Origin of the sequence: Mycobacterium sp. MAA66, assembly GCF_041261665.1 — a bacterium.
Taxonomy (GTDB): Bacteria; Actinomycetota; Actinomycetes; order Mycobacteriales; family Mycobacteriaceae; genus Mycobacterium.
Window position 1 is genome coordinate 1,074,858 of the sequence record NZ_JBGCCC010000001.1, and the last position, 23,225, is coordinate 1,098,082.

Below are 23,225 nucleotides of genomic sequence, written 5' to 3' on the forward strand. Positions count from 1 at the left end.
TGATCTCCTATTGGGCTGGGCCGACGCGGTAGATGGACTTCAGTTGCTGGTAGGCGGTCAATCCCTCGGGACCGAGTTCACGGCCCAGGCCACTTGACTTCACGCCGCCGAACGGCGCCGCCATGTCCAGTTGGTAATCGTTGACCCCGACGGTGCCACTGTGGATGGCGCGGGCGATGTCGGTCGCGCGCTCGGCATCAGCCGACCACACCGTGCCGCCCAGCCCGTATTCGCTGTCGTTGGCGATGTCGATGGCCTGCTGCTCGGTGTCATATGGGATGACGGCCAGCACCGGACCGAAGATCTCCTCCTGCGCGATGCGTGTGGCGTTGTCCACATCGGCGAACACCGTCGGTGCGACGAACCAACCGTCGGGCTGGTCCGCCGGAATCCCGCCGCCGGCAACGAGCCTGGCACCCTCAGCTTTACCCGCTTCGATGTAGCCGAGCACCCGGTCGCGCTGCCGGGCACTGACCAGCGGGCCGACCTCGGTCGACTTGTCCAGCGGGTCACCGACTTTCAGCCCGGTGGCCAGCGCGGCAAGAGCATCGACCAGCTCGCCGTAGCGGGACCGGGGCGCCAGTATCCGGGAACTCAGATGGCAGGTCTGGCCGTTGTTGACGAACGACGCGTTGAGCAGGCCCTTGATGGTGGAGTCCAGGTCGGCGTCCTCCAGGATGACCGCCGCCGACTTGCCGCCCAGTTCGAGCGTGACCGGCCGCAGCAGCCGTCCACAGATCTCGGCGATGAGCCGCCCCGTCGCCGTCGACCCGGTGAAGGAGACCTTGTCGATGCCGGGATGCGAGATCAGATATCCGCCGGTTTCGGGCCCGCCGGCGATGACGTTGAGGACGCCGACGGGCAGCCCGGCATCGATGGCGGCTTCAGCGAAAACCAGTGCGTCCAGAGCGGTTTCCGGCGATGCCTTGAGCACCATGGTGCAGCCTGCCGCCAAGGCCGGCGCGAGCTTGAATGCGGCGAGGGCCTGCGGATAGTTCCACGGCACGACCGCAGCCACCACTCCGACCGCTTCCCGACGCACGATGGTGTGCCCGATCGCCGCCGGCCGAATCTCCTCGACGGCACTCTCGCGGATCAACTCGGCGTAATACCGCAGCAGTGCCGCCGGAAAGCGGCCATTGGCCCCGCGCGAGAGCCGGATCGGCATCCCGTTCTCTCGGGTGCACAATTCGTTGGTGCCGGGCGCCCGCGCCTCCAGCGCATCGGCGAAGCGCATCAGTACCGCGGCCCGTTCGGTCGGTGCGGTGCCGCGCCACCCGGGCAGCGCGGTCCGCGCCGAGGCCACTGCTGCATCGACCTCGGCGGAAGTCGCCACCGCTCCGGAGCCGAGCAGTGCCCCGGTGGCCGCTTCCAGCACCGGGGCGGATGCCGCCGCGCGGCGGATCTGCCCGTCGATGAAAATCCGTGCGCCCTCGTCGATCACAGTCATGCCCTGACCCCTTCCGAAGAACCTTCGAACACTGCCCCCGAGTCGATCAGGTCGTCGACCTCGCCACTGCCCAATCCGAGTACCCGCGAACAGATTTCGCGGGTGTGCTCGCCGGCCTGCGGGGCCGGCCGCATCGGCGCCGACCCGATACGACGGAACATCGTCGGTCCGGTTTCGGCGGGCATCGGCTCCTCGAACAGCGGATGATGCAGATCGGCATAAAGGCCGCGGGCCAGAACCTGCGGATCGCCCAGCACCTCGACCGCACGGTTCATCGGACCGGCCGGGACTCCCGCGTCCTGGACTGTCCTGACCACCTCAGCCGGGCTGCGCACCGCAGTCCACGCCGACACCACCACATCGAGTTCATCTGCACCGCTGGGTAATTCGCTGACCTGCAGGACCGTTGCCAGTGCGCTGCGATCGGAATCGCCGCGCAGCGAGATGACACACCACTCGTCATCTCCGGCGCACGGATACACCCCGTGCACGGCCGGGTCCGCCTCGACGGTCAGCCCTGCACCACGGGCCGCCTCGGCGACGTAGGTGGTGGCCAGCACGTTCACCGCGACCTCGGCCTGCGAAATATGAACGTGTGCACCAGAACCAGCTCGCTGGCGGTGAATCAGCGCAGCCAGGGCGCCGATCGCGGCGACGCGGGCCACCACATGGTCAGGGAACACGGTGGTCGCGTCGTAGAACGCGTCGTCTCCGGGACGCCCGGACGTCCACAACTGACTGACCCCGGTGTTGGCGCGCACCAGCGGGCCGTACCCCATCCGATCACTCCAGGGGCCCGACGCACCGAAGGCACTGCTTTCGGCGAGCACCAGCCCAGGGTTCAACTCATGCAGACGATCAGTGGAGAACCCCAGTGCGGCAAGGGTTCCCGGTTTGAAGTTGGCGAACACCGCATCCGAGGCTCGGACCAGCTCGCCGAAGATCTCTCGACCGCGCGGTGTGCGCAGATCAAGGCCGAGGCTGTACTCATTGCGATGGGTCAGTGCCCAGGTCCGGCTCATCGGCTGCCCGGGCGGCTTCTGCCGCAACCCGTCCGGATACGAAGCGCTCTCGATCTTGATCACCTCGGCGCCGAGGTCGGCGAACAAGCGGCCGAGTTCACCACCGGCGACGATCACCCCGAGATCCAGGATCCGCAGACCCGCCAACGGCTGATCGACGGCTGGGACCGCCGACGTGATGCCGGTCGAAGCCGATGTGGCCCAATGCGGTTCTTCAGTACCTGGTTGACAGGGACTGCGGCGGAAGCCGGCGCGACGGTCATCGACGACGAATGGTCCGGTCGGCACGGTGACCCGGGTCCCTGCGGTGAGCTGCGCCTGCGCCAGCGCGCCGACAGCCCGGAAATGATCGGAATCCAGAGCGGCCGCCGGGGTCAGCATCGCTGCGATCGGCACTCCTCGGCGTTGCCCCTCGGCTACCAGGTCAGCCATCGATGCAGTCGCGAACAGGGCGCCCATGGCACCGTTCAGCGCGTCCGATGCCGCGTAGCGGGCAGAGATGGTGTCGAACTTGGGGTCGGCGAACTCTGCGGGCTCGCCAAGCCAGGCCCGCATACCGCGCCACTGTCGCGGGGACAGCAGACAGATCCGCACGAAGCCATCGCGGCAGCCGAACGTCGGATAGATCTGCTGGTCCCGGGGACGCCCACGCCACAGGTCCGCGGCGGTCTTCTGACCGGAGGCCGCTTGTCCCTGGGATCCGAACGGCGGATCCAACGCCAGCAGGACCCCTTCGAAGCGCGAGAAGTCCAGGTAATCACCCCGGCCGCAACGTAACCGGTGAAAGTACGCGACCAAGACCGCCCACGCGGCCTGGACCGCCGCGGTGGCCGACGCGATGCCGTCCGGCGGCAGCACCGGCCGGCCCGAGGTGGGTCCGGATCGGGAGAGCGCCGTCGATAGCGCGTACAGCACCGCATCGGTGGCCTGCCACGTCGCACGCGGCCCGTCAGCCCCGAAGTCGGTGATCGAAGCTGCCACCAAGGTGTCGAACCGGTCGGCAAGTTCGGCGCAGGAGGTGCCGAATGCGGCCAACTGTCCCGGCAGTCCGCCGTCGATGACGATGTCGGCTTCGGCGGCGAGCGCAATCAGCCGGTCTCGATCCTCCGACTGCCCGGGATCCAGAGTCGCGCAGCGCTTGTTGGCATTGCCGATGATGAACCCGAGCGAAACACCGGCCACCCGTGGATGGTTCCCGCGCTGCGCTGCTCCCCCGGCCGGCTCGATCTTGAGTACATCCGCCCCGAGATCTGCCAGCAGCCGGCCCACGCCGTCAGATTCTGCGCTGCCGACATCGAGAACACGCAACCCTGCGAGCAGCTCCACGACCAACAGGTTAGTTGGTCGGGATTACCCAAGATGACCTGGCTCTTTGCTACTGGTCGGTATGATTTTTCAGCAAATGTCCGATTCCGCCACCGTGGTCGCCCCGCGGCACTCGCGCGTCTACATCGACATCATCGTGGTGGTGACCATGCTGGTGGCGACCAACCTGCTTGCGCACTTCACGACACCCTGGGCGAACTTCGTCGTGGTGCCCGTGGCCGCGGTGGCGCTGGTGGCCCTGGTCCGTTCCCGCGGACTCGGCTGGGCCGAGCTCGGCCTCGGCCGTGAGCATTGGCGGTCCGGGATGCGATACGCGCTCGGGGCGGTGCTGTTGGTCGGGTCGGTGATCGCGATCGGACTGTTACTGCCGTGGACCCGGCCGATGTTCCTGAACAATCACTACGCCACCATCTCCGGCGCGGTGCTGGCCTCCATGATCATCATCCCGTTGCAGACCGTCATCCCCGAGGAGTTGGCCTTCCGGGGTGTGCTGCACGGGACCCTGAACCGGGCCTGGGGGTTCCGCGGTGTCGCCACCGCGGGCTCGCTGCTGTTCGGTATGTGGCACATCGCGACATCACTTGGATTGACCAGTACAAATGTCGGATTCACCCGGGTGCTCGGCGCCGGGGCTCCCGGCATGATCGCCGGGGTGGTGATGGCCGTGATCGCCACCGCGGCGGCCGGGTTCGTATTCACCTGGTTGCGACGACGGTCGGGCAGTCTGCTGGCACCGATCGCGCTGCACTGGTCCCTCAACGGGATGGGCGCCCTGGCGGCGGCGTTGGTCTGGCATCTGAACACCTGACGCGACCGCGTTGCCGTTTTGCCCACCGCGCACCGCGTCAAACATGCGCTGGAACTTAGGTTTGACGTATTCGCCGAGCGTCATTGAATCGACCCGGCGAATACGCAACCCGTCAAACTATTTCGAGATCGCCTTGCGTACCAATCTGACGACGAAGAGCAGAATCACCGCACCTAGAAGCGCGGTGAAGAAGGTGAACCATTTCCGTCCACTCTCGACGTCGACCCCGAACTTCTCCAGTAAGAAGCCACCGATGAAGCCGCCGATCACACCCACAATAACGTCGAAAATAATGCCTTGGCCGTCGCCTTTGACAATCTTCCCGGCCAGCCAACCGGCAAGACCGCCGATGATGATGTATGAAATCCATCCCACGGCGGTCGGTGTTCCACTAGCCAACAATTGATGAGTCGCGAGCATGTCCATGAGAGAACTCCTGCCTGTGAACTAGCCATACCCAGCTGCACTGCTGGGGTATATCTCGGTATACGCGCAAAAAGTAACGACCGAACGCCATTCAGCACACGATCAGAGGCAAGTTTCGTCCGCGGCCCCGACTCTGTACTGATGCACCGGTCAGACCCACGGTGTCCTCAATTGCTTCAACTGGCTAGTGCGGCGTCATCTCCGGCGGCGCGTTGGTTACCGGGACCGGCACTCCTACAGCCGGGTGGGCCGGATCGGCCGGGGCCGCGGGCGCCGCCGGCGCGTTTGGATCCGGGGCCGGCGGAGGCGGCGGGTTCCATGGCCGGATCGACTGAGCCAGCGCGGTTGCGGCCGCCTTGTCGACCGGGTGGTTCGACGAGCCGAGCCACACCACAAACCAACGCTGCGGGTTGCGCTGGGCCCGAATACTGCTGTCCGGCGGCGGGTTACCGACCACGCCGGCCCAGATCTGGCCATTGGGCTTGGTAGTGTCGGTGAACTTCACCTCGTAGAAGGCCGCGGCCCCGGGCAAGTTCCCGGCGGTTAGCTGGGCGGCCGCCTGATTGATCCGGGTGCCGGCGAACGGCATGAAGAACTCGCCCATGTCGGAAGCCAACCGGTTGGCGGCCTTGGCGTTGTCGGCCTCTGCGCCGGCGAACAGCTTCAGATCCAGCCGACCGATCAGCACGCTGGTGTCGGTCGGAGGTTGTTCACCGGTCGCGGCGACCTTGGTCAACAGCACCTGCCCGTACGACAGCTGCGTGGCATCAGAGGCTTTCCAGCCCTGCGGGACGACGTAGCTGAACCCGCCCGCGTCGTTGTTGACCTGACCCGGTTCGGCAGGAGCCGGAGCCCCGGCCGGCGGTGCTGCGGGTGCGTTGGGGTCAGCCGGCGGCGCGTTGGGATCGGCCGGCGCCGGCGCGGGGGCGCCGGCATCGGGGCCAGCGGGTGTAGGGGCGCCAGGAGCAGGCGCTGGGGCGGGGGCGGCCGGAGCCCCGGCATCGGGTGCCGGAGCCGGGGCCACCGGGACAGGAACGGGCGCCGGAGCCACCGGGGCAGGCGCGGGAGCAGGAGCGACCGGTGCAGGTGCAGGTGCGGGCGCCGGCGCGGGAGCCGGTTGGGCCAACGCCGACGAGCCCGGCAACGCGATCGCTGCGGCCGTCGCGCTGGTTACCGCGATGGTCAAGGTCTTCATCAGCCGCTTGCGTGCGGTCCTCCGCGAATCGGGGTGCTGCATGGCGTTGAAACTACCGTGTTACCGCCGTGACGCAAGTGTGCGGTGCTGTCAGAGTGTTCGGCAGCGAGGTAGCCGTGTCATCAGTATTTCGACGCCAGCCCCAAGACACGCCGTTGCTGTCACCGCCCCACCGGGCCTGCACTCCCGGGCGGGTTTTCGTCGTCAGACAGCCGGGCGAATCGTGACTTCGTCGGCCGCCACCCGGAAGTACACCCGTTCCCCGGGAATCAACCGCAACTGCGCGGCCAGCTGGACACTGATGTCCGCCGCCAAGCCGGTCGCCCCCGCTTCAAGGGGTTCAGCTCTGACCCTGATCGCCGATCCGCGGTGGTCGAGTTCAGCAACCGATACCTCGAATGTGGTGGCCGCACCCTGTTCGAGCGGTCGTTGCCGGTGCACCTCGACCGCCGCGGGCGCAAACACCGCAATCGCCGGCTGGTCCCGAGTTGGCGCCGGCCCGGCCGCACGCCTGCCGTACAACCGGTGGCCGCCGGCGGTGAGCAACGTGTCCGGCTCCTGCGTCATCCCCGTCAGCAGGTTCACCCCGGCGAACCGCGCCCCGAATGCGGTGACCGGCGCAGCCAATACCGATGCGGGCGAACCTGATTCGGCGATCCGCCCACGATCCAGGATCAACACCCGGTCTGCCAGCGCCGTGACATCGAGCAGTTCGTGCGTGACCAGCACCGCACAGCGTCCCCCCTCGGTGAGCACCTCCCGCAGCAGAGTGCGCATGGACGCTGCTGCGGTGACGTCCAGCCCCGCCATCGGCTCGTCGAGCAGCAACACATCCGGCTCGGTCGCCAGCGCCCGTGCCAGCGCCACGCGTTGGGCTTGCCCACCGGAGAGCTCCGACGGCCTGCGTCGGCCCAGTTCGCCGGCGTCGACCTCGGCGAGCCACCGGCGGGCCGCCTCCGCCGCTCGGCGGCGATCACCCCCGCACCGCGGCCCGAAGGCCACATTGGCGGCGACGTCCAGATGCGGAAAGAGCATCGGATCCTGTTGCAGCAGACCGATCCTCCGAGCGTGAACCGGTACGCGCACACCGCCGGCAACATCGGTCAAACACCGGGTACCCGCCGTCACAGATCCCGAATCAGGCTGCAGCAGACCGGCAATTACGTGCAGGACAGTGGATTTCCCCGCGCCGTTCGCTCCGAGAATGGCCACCACCTCGCCCGGCGCCACCTCGAATTCCAGGTCCAGATGGCGCTTTTCGAGCGTCGCGCGCAGATGCAAGCCGGTCACGGCCGACCACCGGCATCGGGTGCGCCGGCCACCAACCGGCGGCTACCCACCCCGCCGACGACCACCGCCGCGATCACCACCAGAAGTAGCGACAGTGCCACCGCCGCATCGGCATCGGACTCACGTTGCAGGTAGATCTCCAACGGCAGCGTCCGGGTCACACCTTGTCGGGAACCGGCGAACGTCAGCGTGGCACCGAATTCCCCGAGGGAACGCGCGAATGCGAGCACGGCCCCCGACACCAGACCCGGCCGCAACATCGGCAGGGTCACCCGCCACCACACCGTGCTCGGCCCCGCGCCGAGCGTCGCGGCCACCGCCTCGTGGTCCGTGCCGACACTGCGGACCGTCCCCTCCAGCGCAATGACCAGGAACGGCAGCGAGACGAATGTCTGGGCCAACACCACGGCCGTGGTGGTGAACGCGATGTGAATGCCGGCGGCATCGAGATATCGGCCCAGCAGGCCGAGACGCCCGAATGCGTACAAGAGTGCGATCCCGCCGACCACTGGCGGCAACACCAGCGGCAGCAGGATCACCGGGCGCACCCAGCGCACCAGCCCCGATCGACTTCGGGCCAGCACCAGCGCCAGCGGAACGCCCAACACCACGCACGCCATCGTGCTGGCCGCCGCGGTCTTGAGGCTCAGCGACAGCGCCGCCAGCGACGACGGACTGCTGATCAGCGAGCCGAACTCGGCCCAGTCGACCTTGGCCACGACCGCGAACAACGGCACCGTCACGAACAAGACCCCGGCCGCGGCGGGGAGATAGATCCAACGCGGAAGGCCGGGACTCAAGGTTTGGCGAAACCCGCCTGCCGCAGGATCTCCTGGCCCACCTCGCCGGTCACCAACTGCAGGAAACGCCCCGCCGCGGCGGGATCGGCCGCGGTCTTGAGCACCGCGATCGGATAGTTGTTGACCACGGCGGCGGCCTCGGGAAATTCCACGGTCGTCACTTTCGCGCCCGCCACCATGGCATCGGTGCGGTACACCAACCCGGCATCGGCCTGACCGGTGGTCACCTTGTTCAGCACGTCGGTCACCGACGATTCCTCACTGACCGGGTTGAGCTGGACGCCGGCCCGCTGGGCCACCTTCTGCGTCGCCCCGCCGCACGGCACCTGCGCGGCGCAGACCACCACCGACAGCCCGGGCTTGGCCAGGTCGGCGAACGACGCGACGTGCTTGGGATTGCCCGGCGCGACCACGATGGACAGGGTGTTGGAGGCGAAGTTGACCGGCGTGGTGGCCAGCAACCCGGCACTGGCGGCCTTGTCCATGTTCCGGGTGTCGGCCGAGGCGAACACGTCGGCCTTTGCACCCTGGGTGAGTTGAGTGACCAGATCCGATGACCCGGCGAAGTTGAATTCGATTGTGCTGCCAGGATTTTCATCCTGATACCGCTGCCGGATGTCGGCGAATGCCGATCGCAGCGACGCGGCCGCGTAGACCGTGACGACCTTGACCGTGGCGGGGTGTTCGGCCTCCTTGGAGCCGCAGCCGGCGCCGCCGAAAGCCAGCACCGCGACAAGACCGACCAGGCAACCGGACCGCAAACCAGGCTTCACCCGACAAACCCTAGGCGACCTCGGTGATCCGGGCCCTCGATGTAGCGGACCGAGTTCTCCTGCGTGGCGAATTTCGCCAGCTAGCTACTGCCGGGTAACATTTCCGAACGACGCGGTTCGGCGTAGAACACGAGGAGGTCGTGCTGATGGACGTGCTGGTGACCGGAGGCGATACCGAACTCGGCCGGGCAATCGCAGAGGGCTTCCGCGATGCCGGGCACACCGTGCTCATTGCAGGTGCGCGCGCCACCGAACTCGAGGTTGCTGCCAAGGAACTCGAAGTTCACTCGATCGTCGTGGACAACACCGACGCCGCCGCACTTGAGCAGGCCCGCGCCAGCCTGCCGCATCACATCGACACCATCGTCAACGTGCCGACCCACACCTGGTCGGGCGGCGACCCGCGCACCTACACGCTGGCCGACCACGCCGCGTCGTGGCGCCATCACCTCGACGCCACACTGCTGTCCGCCGTGCTGACGGTCCAGATCCTCGGCGACAACCTGCGTTCGGGCGGATCGATCATCACCGTCGTGCCCGACAACCCCAAGGGCGCCAGCGTCGAGTCCGCGATCAAGGCCGCGGTGTCCTCCTGGACGGCCGGCCAGTCCGAGCACTTCGGCATCCGCGGGATCCGGGTCAACGCGCTGGCCTCGGGCCGCGGCGCCGAGCCCGGCTACGACGGTGTCGACTCCGCACCGGAACCGGTGGCATCCGAAATCACCCGGCTCGCACTGTTTCTCACCACGCCGGCGGCCCGCCACATCACCGGCCAGACGCTGCACGTCAGCAGTGGCGCGCTGGCAAACTTCGGCTGAGCCCTTTTTATTCCCGGGTTCGCGTCCGGTGAAAGGTCTGTTTGACCTCGGGGCCGATCGCTAGGGTCGAATCGTGACGATTCGATTCGCTCTCCAGATCCCCAATTTCTCCTACGGCACCGGCGTCGGCGAGTTGTATCCGACCGTCATCGCTCAGGCTCAAGAGGCCGAGGCGGCCGGCTTCGACGCCGTCTTCGTGATGGACCACTTCTATCAACTGCCGATGATCGGCACCCCCGACCAGCCGATGCTGGAGGCCTACACCACCCTCGGCGGGTTGGCGACCGCGACCAAGAAGGTGCAACTGGGCACCATGGTCACCGGCAACACCTACCGCAACCCGACCCTGTTGGCCAAGGCCATCACCACGCTGGACGTGATGAGCCAGGGCCGCGCAGTCCTCGGCATCGGCACCGGGTGGTTCGAGCTCGAGCACGACCAACTCGGTTTCGATTTCGGCACGTTCACCGACCGGTTCAACCGCCTCGACGAGGCGTTGCAGATCATCATGCCGATGATCAAGGGCGAGCGCCCCACCTTCAGCGGCAAGTACTACCGCACGACCGAGGCGATGGCCAATCCCCGCTTCCGCGACCACATTCCGCTGTTGATCGGTGGCCGAGGCGAGAAGAAGACCATCCCGCTGGCCGCCCGGCACTTCGACCACCTCAACATCATCGGCGGCTTCGATGAGTTGCCGCACAAGCTCAATGTGGTACGCGACGCGTGCGAAAAGATCGACCGGGATCCGGCCACGCTGGAAACCAGCATGCTGCTGACCGCGCTCGTCGACGACAGGGCGACACCGGACCTGATCCCCTCGGATCACCAGCAGAACATGGTGGCCGGCAGCGCCGAGCACGTCGCCGAACAGTTGAAAGCCAAGGTGTTCGACGCGGGTGTCGGCGGCGTGATCGTCAACATCCCGACCCAGGTCACCGGATATGTGCCAGGTGTCATCACCGCCCTCGGAGCAGCGCTGCACGCGGTGACCGGCAGCTGAACAGACGGCGCGATGGGGTATCTCACTTCGCTCTGACCCAGCGCTGCGGCTAGCCTGTGGGTAACAACAACGGGCCGTACGGCGAGGAGCTGAAGTGAGCCACCCCGGAGCGACGTCAACGGATCGACACAAGGTCGTCATCATCGGATCAGGGTTTGGGGGCTTGACCGCCGCCAAAGCCCTGAGGCACTCCGATGTCGACGTCAAGCTGATCGCCCGGACCACGCACCACCTGTTCCAGCCGCTGCTGTACCAAGTGGCCACCGGGATCATCTCCGAGGGCGAGATCGCCCCGCCGACCCGCCTGATCCTGCGCAAGCAACAGAACACCCAGGTGCTGCTCGGCGACGTGACGCACATCGATCTGGAGAACCAGACCGTCGATTCGATTCTGCTGGGGCACACCTACTGCACGCCCTTCGACAGCCTGATCATCGCGGCCGGCGCCGGCCAGTCGTACTTCGGCAACGACCACTTCGCAGAGTGGGCACCGGGCATGAAGTCGATCGACGATGCATTGGAGCTGCGCGGCCGCATCCTGGGCGCATTCGAGCAGGCCGAGCGCTCCAGCGATCCCGAGCGGCGCAAGAAGCTGCTGACCTTCGTGGTCGTCGGTGCGGGTCCGACCGGTGTCGAGATGGCCGGCCAGATCCAGGAACTCGCCGACCAGACCCTCAAAGGCAGCTTCCGGCACATCGATCCGACCGAGGCCAAGGTCATCCTGCTCGACGCCGCGCCCGCAGTGCTGCCGCCCATGGGTGAGAAGCTCGGTCTCAAGGCGAAGGCCCGGCTGGAGCGGATGGGTGTCGAAATCCAGCTCAACGCGATGGTTACCGACGTCGACCGCAACGGCATCACGGTGAAGGACAAGGACGGCACCATCCGCCGGATCGAGTCGGCATGCAAGGTGTGGTCGGCGGGCGTGCAGGCCAGCCCGCTGGGCAAAGATCTTGCGGCGCAGTCTGATACCGAGATCGACCGCGCCGGTCGCGTCGTCGTCAATCCGGACCTGTCGATTCCCGGTCACCCCAACGTGTTCGTCGTCGGCGACATGGCCTTCGTCCCAGGCGTGCCGGGGATGGCTCAAGGCGCCATCCAGGGTGCCAACCACGTGGCGGCGATCCTCAAGAACGAGGCCAAGGCACGCGCCCACGGCACCATACCGAAGCCACGCGAGCCGTTCTCGTACTTCGACAAGGGCTCGATGGCCACCGTCTCGAAGTGGAACGCCGTCGCCAAGGTCGGCAAGCTGGAGTTCAGCGGCTTCATCGCCTGGCTGGCCTGGCTGGGTCTGCACCTGATCTACCTGGTGGGCTTCAAGAGCAAGATCGCCACCGTGCTGTCGTGGGCGGTGACGTTCCTGGGCCGCCAGCGCGGCCAGCTCACCATCACCGAGCAGCAGGCCTACGCCCGCACCAGGATCGGGGAACTCGAGGAGATCGCATCGTCGGTGCAGGCCGCGCCCGATGCGGAGTCGGTCGCGTCGTAGGCCGAATGCCGCGCCTCAACGCGGCTCGTACCTCGCCGCGTGATCGTCGTACGGCCTAGAGCCGGGCGCCCTGCCAGGTGGACAGGCAGCCGCCGGCTGCCAGTGCCATCACGGTGCCCTGTCCGTCGAATGTTGTTTCGGGATAACGCAGTTCGCCGATGTACGCGCGTGATGCTACGAGCGGGTCGTCGGTCACCGCGCCGGTGCCGATCTCGACGCGGTGCCGCAGTAGCGGCAACCCGTCGAGATCAGCGGACATACTCCCGGACCAGAACCCGTGGTGTTCACCGGCGCGCCCGATCTGCACCCGCTCCCGCAGCCGCACGCTGCCGTGTCCGTCGATACGCACGCGGGTGACGGCCACATGACTGCTGCCCCCGGCGATCACCGTCGGCTCGGGGTCCAGGTCGAGGGCGCCGGCAACCTCGAGATCCCAATGCGCGTGCGATTGCATGTCCGTTGCGCCAGGCAGCGCGATGGTGGCCGCGACACTGCGCAACCGCAGGCGGGCACCGGGTTCGACAACCACCCGGACCCCGATGGTGTCGCCGCCGAGTGGGGTGGCTGCCGCGGACACCAGATGCACGGTGTCCGGTTCGGTCTGGCGGGCCGCCAGCCCGCCGGAGCATTCGATCCGCGGACCGCGACCCGGACGCGCGACGATCAGGACGGCGGAATGCATCAGGCCGCGGTGAGCTGACCGCGCACCCAGGCCAACACCGCGGCAGCAGTCGGGTCATCGGTCAGCGAGATCAGCACTGTCGGGCGGTCATCCCGCACCTTGGCAGCGTCGCGGCGCATGACTTCGAGGTCGGCGCCCACCATCGGAGCCAGGTCGGTCTTGTTGACCACCAACAGATCTGAGAACGTGACACCCGGCCCACCCTTACGCGGCACCTTGTCGCCGCCGGCCACGTCGACGACGAAGATCTGGACGTCGACCAGACCCGAGGAGAAGGTTGCGGTCAGGTTGTCGCCGCCGGACTCGACCAGGATCAGGTCGAGCTTGGGGTTGGTCTCGATCAAGTCGTCGATGGCATCGAGGTTGGCGGTGATGTCGTCGCGAATCGCGGTGTGCGGGCAGCCACCGGTCTGCACCGCGGCGATCCGTTCGTCGGACAACACGGCGTTGCGACGCAGGAAGTCGGCGTCCTCGGTGGTGTAGATGTCGTTGGTCAGCACCGCCAACGACAGCTCGTCGCGTAACTGCCGGCACAGTGCCGCCACCAATGCCGTCTTGCCAGAGCCGACGGGTCCGCCGACCCCGATGCGCAGCGGTTCACCGGGCTGGCGTACGCGCTTGGGACGGTCGTGGTGACGGTGCGGTTCCCCGTCGATGAAATGCGGTGGCATGGTGGACCTTTCGTTCTGGTCAGGAGGAAAACAGCGGCCGGTCACGCTCGGCGTGACGTTGCGCGAGGACATCGAGCAGCGGATCGGACAGGTCGGCGATGCCCTTGGCCGCTTCGACGGCCACCGCATCGCACAATTCGGAGAGCTCGAAGGTCAAGGCCGCAACGTCGCCCGGGTCCAGCGCCAGCAGCCGCTGAGCTGCGGTCGCCGAGCCGGTCATGGTGGTGTAAACGACTGTGGCAGAGGTCTGTTCGGGTGTGAGCCGACTGGCTCGACCGACCATGCCGGAGGCCACCGCCAGGTGCGGCCGGGTGCCCAGCAGCTGCCAGCACGAACAATCCCCCGCCGCTTCGCTCGCCCCTGTCATAGGCCAGACCCGCCGCGCCAACCGCACCAGCCCACGCCCCTGCGCCCTGGACGCGGCCCGAGCCGCGGGGGCCGGGGTACGGGCGTCGGTCTCCCGGTCTGCGACAGCAGGATCCATTCCCCGGTGCACCTCGGCGGCGATCGACGCGGTCACCAACGCCGAAGTGCGAACCCGCCGCTGCAGGTAGGCCCGCAAGGTCACCAGATCCAGGACCAGTCCGCTGGTGATCGCCTCCTCGACTCCCCCGGAGTGCACGTGCCCACCGGTCGGCAGCCGCGAGTCCGACAACGCCAGCAGGGTCGCAAGTCCTGTCATCAGAACAGGGAATATCGTTGAGCCATCGGCAATTCGGTCGCCGGCTGCTCAGGCCAGACTTCGCCGTCGATGCGCACGGTAAAGGTGTCCGGGTCCACCTTGATGTCCGGCATCGCGTCGTTGAGCGGCAGGTCGGCCTTACCTCTACCCCGGACGTTTCGAACCGGAACGAGCCTGCGCCGCAAGCCGAGCCGGGCCGCGAGGTCGTCTTCGATGGCCGTGGGTGACACGAAGTGCACCGCCAGGCCGGCAGCGACGGTCGGATGGGCACCGAACATGGGCCGCGGCAGCACGGGCTGTGTTGTCGGGATGGATGCGTTGGCGTCGCCCATGGCGGCCCAGGCGATCGCACCACCCTTGAGCACCGCATGCGGTCGCACACCGAAGAACGCGGGCTCCCAGAGCACCAGGTCGGCGAGCTTGCCCACCTCCACCGAACCGAGTTCGTGATCGATGCCATGAGTGATCGCGGGGCAGATGGTGTATTTGGCCACGTACCGGCGGACCCGGTTGTTGTCCGCGGCACCGTCACCCGGTAGCGCGCCGCGCCGCTTCTTCATGACGTGGGCGGTTTGCCAGGTCCGCATCACCACCTCGCCGATGCGGCCCATCGCCTGGCTGTCGCTACCGATCATCGAAATGGCGCCGATGTCGTGCAGCAGATCCTCCGCAGCGATGGTGGACGGCCGGATCCGGCTCTCCGCGAACGCCAGATCCTCGGGCACCGCGGAGTTCAGGTGATGGCACACCATCAGCATGTCGAGGTGTTCATCGAGTGTGTTGATGGTGTGCGGGCGAGTCGGATTGGTGGAACTGGGCATGACGTTCGGGTGGCTGGCCACCGTGATGATGTCGGGTGCGTGCCCACCGCCGGCGCCTTCGGTGTGGTACGCGTGGATCGCCCGGCCGTTGATGGCCGCCAAAGTGTCCTCGACGAAACCCATTTCGTTGAGGGTGTCCGAATGCAGGGCCACCTGGACGTCGGCCTCCTCGGCCACCCGCAGACACGCATCGATGGCCGCCGGGGTCGTGCCCCAGTCCTCATGGAGTTTGAATCCGGCTGCGCCACCGCGCAATTGCTCCCACATGGACTCCGGGTTGATCGTATTACCCTTGCCCAGCAGCAGGATGTTCATCGGCCAACCGTCGAGGGCCTGCAACATGCGGCCCAGGTGCCAGGCTCCGGGCGTCACCGTGGTGGCCTTGCTCCCCTCCGCCGGTCCGGTGCCGCCGCCGATCATGGTGGTGATGCCCGCGCCGATCGCCTCCTCGAGGATCTGCGGACAGATGAAGTGCACATGACAGTCGATACCGCCGGCGGTCAGAATGCGTCCATTGCCCGCGATGATCTCGGTCGACGGCCCGATCACCAGATCGGGGTGCACACCGGACATGATGTCGGGATTGCCGGCCTTGCCGATCGCCGCGATGCGGCCGTCCCGAATGCCGATGTCGGCCTTGATGATTCCCCAGTGGTCGATGATGATCGCACCGGTGATCACGGTGTCCGGGGCACCGTCGGCGCGGGTGGCCCGAGCCTGGCCCATCGATTCCCGCAACACCTTGCCGCCGCCGAAAACCGCTTCGTCACCGGACAATCCGGGTCCGCCGCTGCGGTCCTCGGTGATCTCGATGAGCAGGTCGGTGTCCGCCAACCGGATTCGATCCCCCGTCGTCGGGCCGAACAGGGCTGCGTACCGCGCCCGGGACAACGACGTCACGATGCATCCAACTTTCCGGGCGGGTTCAGCGACAGGCCGTAGACCTCACGCGTGCCGCCCAGTGGTACCAACGAGATATGTTGTGCTACGCCAGGTTCAAACCGAACTGCGGTACCCGCCGGCACATCGAGCCGATATCCGTGGGCCGCCACCCGGTCGAACTGCAGCGCCGAATTGGCCTGCGGGAAATGGACGTGGCTGCCCACCTGCACGGGACGATCGCCGGTGTTGACCACGTCCAGCGTCAGCCGCGCCACGCCGGCATTGATCTCGATATCGCCGTTGCCGTACAGGATTTCACCGGGCACCAGTGGCCCACCGTCAGCGCTCATGCGGGGCCTCTACGAGATCGGGTGGTGGACGGTGACGAGCTTGGTGCCGTCCGGGAAAGTGGCCTCGACCTGGACGTCGTGCAGCATCTCGGGCACGCCGTCCATCACCTCGGTGCGGGTCAGCACCGCACGCCCGCTGACCATCAACTCGGCGACGGTGCGGCCGTCTCGCGCACCTTCCATCAGATGATCCGTGATCACCGCGACCGCCTCGGGATGGTTCAGGCGCAGCCCACGGGCCTGACGGCGCCGGGCCAGCTCGGCGGCATAGGAGATCATCAGGCGCTCTTGTTCATGCGGGCTCAAACGCATAGTGGGCGATATTGCCACGCATACCTGCAAGTAGCGATTTGGGCGCGTTCGGTATCGCCGACCGATACGAAACGCGTCCCAATCACTGCTCGAGGTTCTGCAGGCGCACCTGACCGCGGGCCACCGGACGGTCCTGCTCGTCGGTGATGACGACCAGCCAGAGCTGCTGACGGCGGCCCCGATGGATCGGCGTCGACGTGGCGGTGACGGTGCCGGATTTGAGTGCGCGCAGGAAGTCCGTGTTGTTGTTGACCCCGACGACGGTGCCGCCACCGTGCTCGGCCAGCCAGATGTGGCCCGACACACTGGCCAAGCTCTCGACTATGGCGCAGTACACCCCGCCGTGCACGATGCCCCACGGTTGTAGGACCTTGTCGGTGATGGTCAGTTTGGCCCGGCCACCGTCTGGGGTGACCTCGATGTAGGTCAATCCGATTTCATTGTCGAAGCCGCGGCCGAGATCCTCCGGCACTGATGTCGTCACAAGTAGTTGTCTATCCGAGCGGCGATCGGCACGTACCGGCGGCCCCGCCGAACGAACGCCGGAAAGCGAGCGGGCCCCGCACGTGAATGCGGGGCCCGCCCTTCGAATGGACCGGGGGTCTCTGCAGCCCTCAGGACTCCGGCTCGGTCCGGTGGTTTCGAACAAGTTCATACTAGGCAAGGCTTACCTAATTAAGCAAGCCTTTCGTCGGCCAGGCCCGATTCGTACCGCGCACCGGCGCCCCGAACCCCACCAGCGCATCGAGCACCGCCTGAGCACGCCGCATACCGTCCTCCTCCGTCGACCCCATGCCGCTGCCACGCACCAGCACCGGAAGCAGCGTCGCCGAGCCGACCACGGCCGACCCGACGATGTGCCACATCGAGGCCATCGCCAACGCGCCGCCGCTGACCTGATGAAGCTTGCCGAACAGCGGCTCCAGCGCACGATGGGCGCGGTGCGCGACCCACGTCGTCAACGCGGCCTCGCTCGGCAGCGCAACGATTCCCTCGCCCATCGGCCGCGCCGCCCGGGCGCCACCGGAACCGAAGTGCGGATCATCGGGCAGCGCCCGCAGCAGCGGGTTGACCACGCCGACCCAGTCGATGGACCCCTCGGAATCGACGTGCACCCACAGATTCTCCAGCCCGTTGTCCCAGACCCGACCCTCCAGCACCAGCAGCGGCACCACCCGCCCGATCACCACGTGCGCGAACGTGGCGGCCAATTGCCTGGCCGCAACCACTGCACTGCCCGTCTCGGCGACCGCGGCGTCGAACATGAGCTCCAGTCGGCCGGTGTCGAGAGCGTCGGCCAACGGCCACCAGCGCCGCCGCGACAGGTCACCCATGATCGCGACGCCGTACACGCGGGGACCGTCCGGGAACAGGTCACGCAGCCGCTTGCTGGACTCATGCAGCGGCAGCATGGACCGGATGTCCATCGCGGCGATCAACGGGTCGTCAACGGTCACAGTCACGGTAGCTCCCATCAGTTAGGTTAGCCTTACTATAGTTAGGCCGACCCGCGGGGAAACCCCCTGTGATGCGACTCACAGGTGGTGGGGAAACCTGCCCTGACCGGGAACCGCACCCGACTGGAGAGACGTTGGCCAGGGCGGCGACATTGGATACGACGCGCGGTAGTAAATGCGTAGTACCCTGGAATTATTGCTCAGGAGAATGAACGGAACATGGCCAAATTGACGCGACTCGGCGATCTCGAACGCGAGGTGATGGAACACCTCTGGAGTTCGCCCGAGCCCCAGACCGTCCGCCAGGTGCATGAAGCATTGGCGGCCCGTCGTGACCTGGCCTACACCACGATCATGACCGTGCTGCAGCGCCTCGCGAAGAAGAATCTCGTCGTACAGCACCGCGACGACCGCGCCCATCGATACGCCCCCACCCACCGCCACGACGAACTGGTGGCCGGCCTGATGGTCGATGCCCTGGACCAGGCCTCAGACTCGGGCAGCCGGGTGTCCGCACTGGTGCATTTCGTCGAACGCGTGGGTGTCGACGAGGCCGATGCCTTGCGCCGCGCCCTCGCCGAACTCGAAGCAAAGCACCGAATACCGCCCGCGACTGGCAATTCCAGCCCCGCCTGAGGGACACTAACCGCGTGTCCGCGCTGGCCTTCACCTTCCTCGCGCTGATGCTCGTGGGGCCGGTGCCGGCCATGTTGGCGCGAGCGTCATGGCCGCTGCGCGCACCCCGGGCCGCAATCGTGCTCTGGCAGGCGGTCGCGTCGGCCGCAGTACTGTCCGCATTCAGTGCCGGTATCGCCATCGCGAGCAGGCTGATGGTGCCCGGTCCGGACGGCCGCCCGACGGCCACCGTCTCAAGTGAAATCGCGGCCCTGGGCTGGCCGTTGTGGGTGCTGTACGTGATCGTGCTCGCGCTGACCGTGGTGATCGGTGTCCGGCTGGCGGTCGCCGTCATCCAGGTCGCGATCGCCACCCGCCGCCGCCGCGCCCACCACCGGATGCTGGTCGACCTGCTCAGCCGTACCCGCGACGCGACGGCCTCCACACCGGCGCTGCGCAAGGCCTGGCGGCACCGCTACCGGACCGGCTACGGCGGCCTGCGCATCCTCGATGTCGAACAACCCCTCGCCTACTGCGTGCCCGGGGTCCGCGGCCGCGTCGTGCTCAGCGAAGGCGCACTGAACACCCTGCACGACAGCGAGATCGCCGCGATCCTGAGCCACGAACACGCCCACCTGCGGGCCCGGCACGACCTGGTACTGGAGATGTTCATCGCGGTGCACGCCGCGTTTCCGCGGTTCGTCCGCAGCGGCAGCGCGCTCGACGCGGTGCGGCTGCTGATCGAACTGCTCGCCGACGACTCCGCGGTCCGCGCCACCGGCCCCACGCCGCTGGCCCGTGCCCTGGTGGCCTGCGCGGGCAGCCGGGTACCCAAGGGCGCCCTGGCCGCGGGCGGACCGACCACAGTGCTTCGGGTACAACGACTGGCGGGCAAGCCCAACAGCCCGGTGCTGGCCGCGGGGGCCTACCTGGCGGCGGCCGTCGTGCTGGTGGTGCCGACCGTCGCGGTGGCCGTTCCGTGGCTTACCGAGTTGCGCAAGCTGTTCTTCTCGTAGACTCTCCGACTGGACGGATCGCCGATCCGTAAAGTCGTGCGCCACAACAAAACAACGAAACGAAAGGCCTGTCTGTGAGCTCGTCGGAGAAGTCCGCAAACACCGCCACTGCTCAAATCGGGGTCACGGGTCTGGCCGTTATGGGCTCCAACATCGCCCGCAACTTCGCGCACCACGGGTACACAGTGGCGCTGCACAACCGCTCGGTGGCCAAGACCGACGCGCTGATCGCAGAGCACGGCAGCGAAGGCTCGTTCGTCCGTACCGAGACCATCGCCGAATTCCTCGACGCGCTGCAGCCGCCCCGCCGGGTGCTGATCATGGTCAAGGCCGGCGACCCGACCGATGCGGTGATCAACGAGCTCGCCGACGCGATGGAGCCGGGCGACATCATCATCGACGGCGGCAACGCGCTCTACACCGACACCATCCGTCGGGAGAAGGCGATCCGCGAACGCGGGCTGCACTTCGTCGGCGCCGGCATCTCCGGCGGCGAGGAGGGCGCCCTCAAGGGTCCGTCGATCATGCCGGGCGGTCCCGCCGAGTCCTACGTATCGCTCGGTCCGCTGCTCGAGGAGATCTCCGCACACGTCGACGGCGTGCCGTGCTGCACCCACATCGGACCCGACGGCGCGGGGCACTTCGTAAAGATGGTGCACAACGGCATCGAGTACTCCGACATGCAGCTCATCGGCGAGGCCTACCAACTGCTGCGCGACGGACTCGGCAAGGCCGCTCCCGAGATCGCCGAGATCTTCGCCGAATGGAACAAGGGCGACCTGGACAGCTACCTCATCGAGATCACCGCCGAGGTGCTCAAGCAGGTCGACGCCAAGACCGGCAAGCCGCTGGTCGACGTCATCGTCGACGAGGCCGAGCAAAAGGGCACCGGCCGGTGGACGGTGAAGTCGGCACTCGACCTCGGAGTGCCGGTTACCGGCATCGCCGAGGCGGTGTTCGCCCGCGCACTGTCCGGTTCGGTGCCGCAGCGCAAGGCCACCACCGGCCTCGCGTCGGGTGACCTCGGCGCCAAGCCGGCCGACGCGGCGCAGTTCATCGACGACGTCAGCAAGGCGTTGTACGCATCGAAGATCATCGCCTACGCCCAGGGCTTCAACCAGATTCAGGCGGGCAGCGCCGAGTATGACTGGAACATCACGCTCGGCGACATGGCCACGATCTGGCGCGGCGGCTGCATCATCCGGGCCAAGTTCCTGAACCGGATCAAGGAGGCCTACGACGAGGACCCGCAGCTGGCCACGCTGATCGCCGCGCCGTACTTCCGCAGCGCCGTCGAAGCAGGGATCGACAGCTGGCGCCGCGTCGTCGTCACCGCCACCGAGTTGGGCATCCCGGTCCCCGGCTTCGCCTCGGCGCTGTCGTACTACGACGGGCTGCGCACCGAACGGCTGCCCGCTGCGCTCACGCAGGGCCTGCGCGACTTCTTCGGCGCGCACACCTACGGGCGCACCGACGCCGACCCCGCGGCCCGTTTCCACACGCTGTGGAGTGGCGACCGCACCGAGGTCCAGGCCTAGCAATCCCCCGCGAACAGACGCAAAACTGCCCTTCTTCGTCGGAGAGGGGCAGTTTTGCGTCAGGGCGGCGACGTCGGGCGAGCCACTAGGCTGAAGTTGTGCAGTTCCTTGACGGCCACCGGCCCCCGTACGACCTGACCTACAACGACGTCTTCGTGGTGCCGAACCGGTCCGAGGTCACGTCGCGGTTCGATGTCGACCTGTCCACCACGGACGGGACCGGCACCACCATCCCGATCGTGGTGGCCAACATGACCGCGGTGGCCGGCCGCAGGATGGCCGAGACGGTGGCCCGCCGCGGCGGCATCGTGGTGCTGCCGCAGGATCTGCCGATCGAAGCGGTGCGCCGGACGGTTGACTTCGTCAAGAGCCGCGACCTGGTCGCCGACACTCCGGTGGTGCTGGCGCCCGATGATTCGGTGTCGGACGCCCTTGCGCTGCTGCACAAGCGGGCCCATGGCGCAGCGGTGGTGATTTCCGCGGACACCGATGGCAATCCAGCCGGAGTCGGCCGTCCGAGCGCACTGATCACCGAGGCGGCGTGCGCCGGGGTGGACCGGTTCGCCCGGGTCGCCGACGTCGCCACCACCGATTTCGTCACCGCGCCGGCCGGCACCGATCCGCGCAAGGTGTTCGATCTGCTCGAGCATGCCCACATCGGCGTGGCGGTACTGACCAATGGCGACGGCTCGCTGGCCGGAGTGTTGACCCGAACCGGCACGATCCGGGCCGGGATCTACACACCGGCGGTCGATGCGAAGGGACGGCTGCGGATCGCCGCGGCGGTCGGCATCAACGGTGACGTCGCGGCCAAGGCCCGCACACTCGCCGAAGCCGGAGTGGACGTACTGGTGGTCGACACCGCACACGGCCACCAGGAGAAGATGTTCGACGCTCTCGGCGCGGTCGCGGCCCTCGACCTGGGCCTGCCGCTGGCGGCCGGCAACGTGGTATCCGGCCAGGGCACCCGCGACCTGATCAACGCCGGCGCCTCGATCGTCAAGGTCGGGGTCGGCCCGGGCGCCATGTGCACCACCCGGATGATGACCGGCGTGGGCCGCCCTCAGTTCTCCGCGGTCGTCGAATGCGCCTCTGCAGCAAGACAACTCGGCGGTCACGTGTGGGCCGACGGCGGTGTGCGGCATCCGCGCGATGTGGCACTCGCCCTGGCTGCGGGCGCGTCGAACGTGATGATCGGCTCGTGGTTCGCGGGCACCTACGAGTCCCCCGGCGACCTGCTGACCGACCGGGATGGGCGGCACTACAAAGAGAGTTTCGGCATGGCCTCCAAACGCGCCGTGGCGGCCCGCACCGCCGCCGACGGCGCTTTCGATCGCGCCCGCAAAGCGCTGTTCGAGGAAGGCATCTCCTCGTCGCGGATGGCAGTGGACCCCGTCCGCGGCGGTGTCGAGGATCTGATCGACCACATCACCTCCGGAGTGCGAAGCACCTGTACCTACGTCGGGGCCGCCAACCTGGCCGAGCTGCATGACAAAGTGGTGCTGGGCGTGCAGTCGGCCGCGGGATTCGCCGAAGGCCACCCCCTGCCGACCGGGTGGTGACCTGCGGGCAGCCAGACCGAGCGCGGCCGACCAGCTACCATTAACGTTGATTTTCCGGCTCGTCCGCATCCACGTCCGCCTTCGAAAGGGACCACGTGCCGCAGGCACCCGTTGGGGCCATCACTGCCCCGATCCCGGCGGGGGCGTGCCAGGTCGACCCGGCGTTCCCCGATCAGGCCGACCCCGAGCCTCCCAGTAGCTGGCCGGGCCACGTGCCCGGCGCCCCCATCGGCGGTG

Annotated in this window: 23 protein-coding genes; 8 read left to right on the forward strand and 15 right to left on the reverse strand. The window is 67.4% G+C overall.

All coding sequences use genetic code 11. From position 1 onward, the window contains the following. Window positions 1-7: 7 nt before the first annotated feature. Together ABIA30_RS05280 and ABIA30_RS05285 are read right to left on the reverse strand one after the other, a co-directional pair. A complete protein-coding gene (locus tag ABIA30_RS05280) occupies window positions 8-1,450 on the reverse strand; it encodes an aldehyde dehydrogenase (protein ID WP_370062733.1) in 1,443 nt (480 codons plus the stop codon). Next, the gene (locus ABIA30_RS05285; protein ID WP_370062735.1) at window positions 1,447-3,804 is read right to left on the reverse strand and encodes a CoA transferase; all 2,358 of its coding nucleotides are present in this window, start codon (window positions 3,802-3,804) and stop codon (window positions 1,447-1,449) included. The genes ABIA30_RS05280 and ABIA30_RS05285 overlap by 4 nt, the downstream gene beginning before the upstream one ends. Before the next feature lie 70 nt (window positions 3,805-3,874). Between ABIA30_RS05285 and ABIA30_RS05290 the strand changes: the two genes are divergently transcribed. Next, window positions 3,875-4,606, forward strand: a complete 732-nt coding sequence (locus ABIA30_RS05290) for a lysostaphin resistance A-like protein (protein ID WP_370062737.1) — start codon at window positions 3,875-3,877, stop codon at window positions 4,604-4,606. Window positions 4,607-4,723: 117 nt separating this feature from the next. Here ABIA30_RS05290 and ABIA30_RS05295 read toward each other — a convergent pair whose 3' ends face one another. From ABIA30_RS05295 to modA, 5 genes are all read right to left on the reverse strand, one after another. Then, window positions 4,724-5,032 (reverse strand): GlsB/YeaQ/YmgE family stress response membrane protein, encoded by a 309-nt coding sequence (locus tag ABIA30_RS05295; RefSeq protein ID WP_370062739.1) that lies wholly within the window; start codon window positions 5,030-5,032, stop codon window positions 4,724-4,726. A gap of 184 nt (window positions 5,033-5,216) precedes the next feature. Then, on the reverse strand, window positions 5,217-6,269 hold the full coding sequence (locus ABIA30_RS05300; protein WP_370062741.1) for an APA family fibronectin-binding glycoprotein: 1,053 nt from the start codon (window positions 6,267-6,269) through the stop codon (window positions 5,217-5,219). Between the two features lie 162 nt (window positions 6,270-6,431). After that, window positions 6,432-7,517, reverse strand: a complete 1,086-nt coding sequence (locus ABIA30_RS05305) for a sulfate/molybdate ABC transporter ATP-binding protein (protein WP_370062743.1) — start codon at window positions 7,515-7,517, stop codon at window positions 6,432-6,434. After that, window positions 7,514-8,317 carry an ABC transporter permease gene (locus ABIA30_RS05310; RefSeq protein ID WP_370062745.1) on the reverse strand — a complete coding sequence of 268 codons (804 nt, stop codon included), beginning with the start codon at window positions 8,315-8,317 and terminating at the stop codon, window positions 7,514-7,516. The genes ABIA30_RS05305 and ABIA30_RS05310 overlap by 4 nt, the downstream gene beginning before the upstream one ends. Further along, complete coding sequence (gene modA, locus ABIA30_RS05315) at window positions 8,314-9,090, reverse strand: molybdate ABC transporter substrate-binding protein (RefSeq protein ID WP_370062747.1); 777 nt, start codon at window positions 9,088-9,090, stop codon at window positions 8,314-8,316. The genes ABIA30_RS05310 and modA overlap by 4 nt, the downstream gene beginning before the upstream one ends. A 146-nt stretch (window positions 9,091-9,236) precedes the next feature. Here modA and ABIA30_RS05320 point away from each other — a divergent pair, with 146 nt between their 5' ends. From ABIA30_RS05320 to ABIA30_RS05330, 3 genes are all read left to right on the forward strand, one after another. Then, complete coding sequence (locus ABIA30_RS05320) at window positions 9,237-9,908, forward strand: SDR family oxidoreductase (protein WP_370062749.1); 672 nt, start codon at window positions 9,237-9,239, stop codon at window positions 9,906-9,908. Window positions 9,909-9,981: 73 nt separating this feature from the next. Then, window positions 9,982-10,911 (forward strand): LLM class F420-dependent oxidoreductase, encoded by a 930-nt coding sequence (locus tag ABIA30_RS05325; protein WP_370062751.1) that lies wholly within the window; start codon window positions 9,982-9,984, stop codon window positions 10,909-10,911. A gap of 94 nt (window positions 10,912-11,005) precedes the next feature. Further along, window positions 11,006-12,400 (forward strand): NAD(P)/FAD-dependent oxidoreductase, encoded by a 1,395-nt coding sequence (locus ABIA30_RS05330; protein WP_370062753.1) that lies wholly within the window; start codon window positions 11,006-11,008, stop codon window positions 12,398-12,400. 55 nt (window positions 12,401-12,455) lie between these two features. Here ABIA30_RS05330 and ABIA30_RS05335 read toward each other — a convergent pair whose 3' ends face one another. The 8 genes from ABIA30_RS05335 to ABIA30_RS05370 form a co-directional block, all read right to left on the reverse strand. Continuing rightward, on the reverse strand, window positions 12,456-13,082 hold the full coding sequence (locus tag ABIA30_RS05335; protein WP_370062755.1) for an urease accessory protein UreD: 627 nt from the start codon (window positions 13,080-13,082) through the stop codon (window positions 12,456-12,458). Then, window positions 13,082-13,753, reverse strand: coding sequence for an urease accessory protein UreG (ureG, locus tag ABIA30_RS05340; protein WP_370062757.1), 672 nt, complete (start codon window positions 13,751-13,753; stop codon window positions 13,082-13,084). Before ureG ends, ABIA30_RS05335 begins: the two co-directional genes overlap by 1 nt. 19 nt (window positions 13,754-13,772) lie before the next feature. Then, window positions 13,773-14,435 (reverse strand): urease accessory protein UreF, encoded by a 663-nt coding sequence (locus ABIA30_RS05345; protein ID WP_370062759.1) that lies wholly within the window; start codon window positions 14,433-14,435, stop codon window positions 13,773-13,775. After that, window positions 14,435-16,156 carry an urease subunit alpha gene (locus tag ABIA30_RS05350; RefSeq protein WP_370062761.1) on the reverse strand — a complete coding sequence of 574 codons (1,722 nt, stop codon included), beginning with the start codon at window positions 16,154-16,156 and terminating at the stop codon, window positions 14,435-14,437. The genes ABIA30_RS05345 and ABIA30_RS05350 overlap by 1 nt, the downstream gene beginning before the upstream one ends. Continuing rightward, the gene (locus ABIA30_RS05355) at window positions 16,153-16,467 is read right to left on the reverse strand and encodes an urease subunit beta (RefSeq protein WP_370063353.1); all 315 of its coding nucleotides are present in this window, start codon (window positions 16,465-16,467) and stop codon (window positions 16,153-16,155) included. Before ABIA30_RS05355 ends, ABIA30_RS05350 begins: the two co-directional genes overlap by 4 nt. Window positions 16,468-16,497: 30 nt before the next feature. Further along, the gene (locus ABIA30_RS05360; RefSeq protein ID WP_370062763.1) at window positions 16,498-16,800 is read right to left on the reverse strand and encodes an urease subunit gamma; all 303 of its coding nucleotides are present in this window, start codon (window positions 16,798-16,800) and stop codon (window positions 16,498-16,500) included. 82 nt (window positions 16,801-16,882) lie between these two features. Then, window positions 16,883-17,284 (reverse strand): PaaI family thioesterase, encoded by a 402-nt coding sequence (locus ABIA30_RS05365; RefSeq protein ID WP_370062765.1) that lies wholly within the window; start codon window positions 17,282-17,284, stop codon window positions 16,883-16,885. A 187-nt stretch (window positions 17,285-17,471) separates the two neighbouring features. Continuing rightward, window positions 17,472-18,263 (reverse strand): iron reductase, encoded by a 792-nt coding sequence (locus ABIA30_RS05370; RefSeq protein ID WP_370062767.1) that lies wholly within the window; start codon window positions 18,261-18,263, stop codon window positions 17,472-17,474. A 213-nt stretch (window positions 18,264-18,476) separates the two neighbouring features. Here ABIA30_RS05370 and ABIA30_RS05375 point away from each other — a divergent pair, with 213 nt between their 5' ends. From ABIA30_RS05375 to ABIA30_RS05390, 4 genes are all read left to right on the forward strand, one after another. Further along, the gene (locus ABIA30_RS05375; RefSeq protein ID WP_370062769.1) at window positions 18,477-18,893 is read left to right on the forward strand and encodes a BlaI/MecI/CopY family transcriptional regulator; all 417 of its coding nucleotides are present in this window, start codon (window positions 18,477-18,479) and stop codon (window positions 18,891-18,893) included. A gap of 14 nt (window positions 18,894-18,907) precedes the next feature. Then, the gene (locus tag ABIA30_RS05380; protein WP_370062771.1) at window positions 18,908-19,888 is read left to right on the forward strand and encodes a M56 family metallopeptidase; all 981 of its coding nucleotides are present in this window, start codon (window positions 18,908-18,910) and stop codon (window positions 19,886-19,888) included. A gap of 74 nt (window positions 19,889-19,962) precedes the next feature. Continuing rightward, window positions 19,963-21,426, forward strand: a complete 1,464-nt coding sequence (gene gndA / locus ABIA30_RS05385) for an NADP-dependent phosphogluconate dehydrogenase (RefSeq protein WP_370062773.1) — start codon at window positions 19,963-19,965, stop codon at window positions 21,424-21,426. 98 nt (window positions 21,427-21,524) lie between these two features. Beyond that, on the forward strand, window positions 21,525-22,988 hold the full coding sequence (locus ABIA30_RS05390; RefSeq protein WP_370062775.1) for a GuaB1 family IMP dehydrogenase-related protein: 1,464 nt from the start codon (window positions 21,525-21,527) through the stop codon (window positions 22,986-22,988). Window positions 22,989-23,225 lie beyond the last annotated feature (237 nt).